Source organism: Polaribacter sp., assembly GCF_965656025.1.
Classification (GTDB): Bacteria; Bacteroidota; Bacteroidia; order Flavobacteriales; family Flavobacteriaceae; genus Polaribacter.
The window spans coordinates 35,886-40,630 of the sequence record NZ_CBFHJT010000006.1; the positions used below are offsets into that span (position 1 = coordinate 35,886).

The 4,745-nt window shown below is 31.4% G+C and carries 4 protein-coding genes; all 4 read right to left on the reverse strand.

The window, feature by feature from the left end:
• Positions 1-3,019 (reverse strand): hypothetical protein (locus tag ACTG3S_RS02100; RefSeq protein ID WP_439127722.1); only part of this gene is annotated, 3,019 nt, incomplete at its 3' end.
• Between the two features lie 111 nt (positions 3,020-3,130).
• On the reverse strand, positions 3,131-3,739 hold the full coding sequence (locus ACTG3S_RS02105; RefSeq protein ID WP_439127723.1) for a YceI family protein: 609 nt from the start codon (positions 3,737-3,739) through the stop codon (positions 3,131-3,133).
• Positions 3,736-4,011, reverse strand: a complete 276-nt coding sequence (locus tag ACTG3S_RS02110; RefSeq protein WP_439127724.1) for an acyl-CoA-binding protein — start codon at positions 4,009-4,011, stop codon at positions 3,736-3,738. The genes ACTG3S_RS02105 and ACTG3S_RS02110 overlap by 4 nt, the downstream gene beginning before the upstream one ends.
• A 2-nt stretch (positions 4,012-4,013) precedes the next feature.
• On the reverse strand, positions 4,014-4,670 hold the full coding sequence (locus ACTG3S_RS02115; protein ID WP_439127725.1) for a phosphatidylserine decarboxylase family protein: 657 nt from the start codon (positions 4,668-4,670) through the stop codon (positions 4,014-4,016).
• Positions 4,671-4,745 lie beyond the last annotated feature (75 nt).

Below are 4,745 nucleotides of genomic sequence, written 5' to 3' on the forward strand. Positions count from 1 at the left end.
GGACGGTTGCATTTTCAATTGCTTCTACAAAAAATGCTTGTCCTGGTGCAATTTGAAAATTATTGATTGTAATTTTTGGTGTATAATCACCTGCACCACTATTTAAGGTTTCGTCCCAAACCCATAATGTTTGTGTTTTTAGGCTTTTTCCAACACCTGTATTTTCACTTAAAAAAGTAGCACTATTAATGTAAGAAGTATAAGGATTTGCAATTAAATTAAAAGAATTAATACCCATTGAAACCGATTTATCTACATCTTCTGTTTGTAAAGTACCAGTAAAACTAAGATCACTAGTGCTTGTTACTCTTGTTGTATATCCTAACCCAGATGTCATGATGTCTGTCGTGTCGTCACCATTAAGTCCATTTACTTGTCCAACTTTGTAATATTTCCATTTTTGATTTGCTATGGTTTTTGTGTTGTCAAAAGTTGCTAATGCTACATTTCTAGAGGTACCAGAACCAGAACCTAATGCTAGGCTTGGGTTGGCAGTTACAAAGTCTGCAACAAGTTGTTGATTTACTGGTGCACCAACCAAATACCATCTATTGGCATTAATATTTCTCTTATAAGTAATGTTACCAGTAGCAATACCATCAACAATAATTGAAGCATTATTTACAGATAAATTACCTGTAGTATTTAAATTACCAGTTACAGTTATAGATTTATTAGCATTTATATTTAAGTTTCCAGCTACAGTTAAATTTGTAATAGCAATATTTTCTAGATTTAAATTTGCTGTTTTTCCAGTATCAATTAATACATTGTCTATACTTGTTGGTAGTCTGTTTAAACTCCAATTTGTAGTTAAAGACCAATCACCAGAAGTCGCAATAAATTCATTGGTAACAGGATCTGTATTAATGGTAATAAGTGTTTCTTTTTTGTAATAACCTCCTACATTTGGTGCTACATAAGTAACGGTGTAATTACCAGGGGTAGAGGTAGAAACATCAATTTCTCCTGTAGCACTATTGATAACTAAACCAGATGTGCTAGAAAAAGTTCCGCCAGAAATACCGTTTATAGTTGGCGTAGGATTACTCCCGTAAATTGAAAAAGAGCTTTCAGAAAATGAGAATTCAGAAAAATTGTTATAATGGATGTCTATATATTTTTCTATTACTTTAGCATAGTCTCTAGAAAAGAATGCTATGGTTGGACTTCTACTATCTGAAACACCATAAGTAGAAGAAAATACACTACCTAAATCTCTTACTCTTCTGTTAACCTCTGTCATTATGCCATCAATGGTACCACCGCCACCATTTACAGTTCCACCACCTTGTACAACAGTATTTGCTCTACTTGGATCGCCTGAGCCATGTCTAATATTACTGTAATAATCTCCTGCAAAATAAGAGTTGTTTCCAGGATTTGTGTCATCACAAGAACCTTGGCCACCATCTCCAATATTACTAGGCACAGTTCTATAACCAACAGTTCTACCACAACCTGCATAACCTAAATCTGCATATCTCTCTCCTCCTGTAGAAGCCATAATGCCTCCTAAACTGTTTTCTCCTCTTATTAAATCTTCGAATGTAGAATTACTGATATTGTTTTCTATTAAATTTTTAATAGTAACTCTAGCTAATTCTACAACATTGGTTGCTGTATTATTTAAATCTTCATCAAAAGAGCTACTTGATAAATTGTAACCAGCTTCTATTCTTGGAACAGAGTGGCTTTGTCCATGTAAGTCGATGTATAAACCTTTGCCCCATTTGCTATTAATATCTGCGCTTGCATCATCTATAAAGTCATGAAAAGCATCAAAATAAATTTTAGCGGTACTATTATTACAGGTTGCAACACTTTCATTTCTGTTTGGGTCTAACTTAGTTCTTCTTAAATTATTTACAATTATATAAGGATAAACACCAAATTGATCAAAACACTTTTTTTGAATTTCTTTAATCAATACATCTGTATTGTCATCCATTTCATTAGTGCCACATGTTCTGTTAGGTATTTCACTTGGTGTTAGTCTTCCTCCATGAGGTGCAGAAATTATAACTGGCATTGTACCAGGTATATATTCTATATATTTTTTACTACTATTTTTAAATTGAGAAACACCAGGAAAGCTTGCATTTGTAATTTCTACAGTATCTGTGTATATTTTAGAACAGCTACCATTTGTAGTGTAAGAAACTATATAAGTACCAATTGTAGATGCAGATACATCTATAATTCCTGTTGATGAATTTATTGATAAACCTGAAGTACTGCTATAGGTTCCACTTTGACCAGAGGTTGAAGGATATAAATCAACATCAGTGGCATTTACTTTTGATGTTGGATATGCAAAAGTTGCTACATCTCCATCTGAAATAGTAATATTTGTGGTTGCACTATTTTGATCTGGTGCTGTAGTTGTATAAGTTACAGTATATGTACCAATAGTAGATTCAGAAACATCTATGGCACCTGTTGAATTATTAATATCTAAACCAGAAGTAGAGGTAAAAGTACCACCTGATTCTCCAGTAATCGTTGGTGTTGGGTCAGCTTCTGCTTGGCAGTAGGATGCTTTTGAATAGTTAAAAGAAGCATCGTCTAACGCTTTGTTAACTGCAAAATAAATATTATCAGATTTTATTTCTCCACCAGAACCAGGTATTGAATTAAAATTAGAGTTATTCACTGTTAAAATTTCAATTCCATCTACACTTATTGTTGCAAAGCCACTACTGTTCCATCCATCACCATAGGTGTCATAAATTTTTACTGAGTAACCAGCAGTTGTAGAACTATTTTGAGGTACACTCGGATTTGTTGATTTTGTTTCGACATATGAATCGTTTCCAGAACCTGTATAACCATTATCTATTGTAAAAATAACATTGTTACTGGGATCTAAAAGTTCTATTTTGTTTTCTGATGACCAATTTGGCCAATTAACAGAGATAGAAATATCTACATTTTGCGAAAAGAAATTGATTGATTGAGAAAAAATTATTAAGACAATAACATGTCTTAAAAAATTAGGGGTAATTTTTTTAGTCATTAATTAGGGGTTGATAAGTTAATTTAACTATTTGAACAGCAAAAAAAAATGGCTATTAACAAAAAGTTAACAGCCAAATATAGTTTTTATTTTTTAAATAAAAATTAAATCTTAAAATTTTGTAGTAATATTTAATGCTACATCGCTCCAAGTTTTAGAAACACCATCAGAGCCTGTATGTAATGCTTCGCAAACTTTATTTAATGAAGCAAGTGCTTCTGATGCTTTCCAATTTGTAACATCCATTTTTGCGCTCATTGCAAATGTGTTATTTGCAATAGTGTATTTAAAAGGTACTTTTTCAGATACGCCATTCATATTAATAAGCGCAGCACCGATAGAATCATTTTCTATGGTTAATTTACCTGATAATAATTTTGTGTTTTTCATAACACCAAAGAAAAACTTTTGTATTTTATAGTCTCTACTAGAGTCTTTAGTAAAAATACTACTTACAGGAATTGAAAACTCTGTATTATTTATAGCCTCTTTTATGGTATTCCCATTTCCACCTGCAGTAATATTTACTTGTCTAAATTGACCTTTAACAGGTGTTTTTTCTGTAAACTTATAGGCTGTAAAAACAATATCGTTATCTGCTTTTTCTATAGAAAAGATAGCATTACCTTCTTCCTTTTTGGTGTCTGAATCAGATTTCTTTTCAGATTTACATGCTGTAAAACTTAGTGAAATGGCTAGTATTAGTAAAATTTTTTTCATCCTTGTTTTTGTTTATTGTTTAAAATAATGTTTGCTAATTTTATATATTCTTCCTTTGCAGTTTTAGAACTCATTTCTTTTACCTGCATCCAAGCATTGGCTTTAAAAGCACTTCTGACATTAGATTTGCTATCAAAAGAAAATGTTTTACCAAAGGTGGCTTGCTTATAATAAGCATAAAACTTTAACATGATATCTGGTGCAACAGCTTCTTTAAGTTCTGAAATTTTATCAAAAGCTTCTTTAAACGCTATGTCTAACTCAGATTTCATATTTATTTTGTAGCAATAACCTGTGTACCTCCTTTAACTTTATCACCTAATTTTACAGCTAGTTCTGTACCTAAAGGTAAATATAAATCTACTCTGGAACCAAATTTTATAAAACCGGCATCTGTACCTTGTATAACTGTATCACCTTCTTTAGCATAATTTACAATTCTTTTTGCAAGTGCTCCTGCAATTTGTCTGTATAAGACATCTCCAAAAGATTTGTTATTTATCACCACAGTAGTTCTTTCGTTTTCTGTTGATGCTTTTGGATGCCATGCAACTAAGTATTTACCTGGATGATATTTACTGTATTTGATAAAACCACTCATTGCATATCTTGTAACGTGAACATTAATTGGAGACATAAAGATTGAAACCTGTAATCTTTTTTCTTTAAAATATTCAGGTTCTTCTACTTCTTCTATAACAACAACTTTACCGTCTACTGGAGCAATTACTGTATCATCACTTAAAGAAGTAAGTCTTTTTGGATTTCTAAAAAACTGAAGTACGGTTATTAAAAGCACAACAATTACTATTTGTATGGCTTTGGTTAGCCAATTAACTTCTATAAACTTTTCGGCAGCTAAAATACCTACAATAGATATAATAAAAGCAATAACAATAATTTTATACCCTTCTTTATGAAAACGAATCATATTTAAATAATAAAGTTAATATACAAATATACAAATGGAGCAGCAAACAACAAACTATCTAATCTGTCTAAAATC

Coding starts and splice junctions, on each gene's coding strand:
- ACTG3S_RS02115 (WP_439127725.1), bottom strand. CDS start 4,670: ATGATTCGTTTTCATAAAGAAGGGTATAAAATTATTGTTATTGCTTTT.
- ACTG3S_RS02105 (WP_439127723.1), bottom strand. CDS start 3,739: ATGAAAAAAATTTTACTAATACTAGCCATTTCACTAAGTTTTACAGCA.
- ACTG3S_RS02110 (WP_439127724.1), bottom strand. CDS start 4,011: ATGAAATCTGAGTTAGACATAGCGTTTAAAGAAGCTTTTGATAAAATT.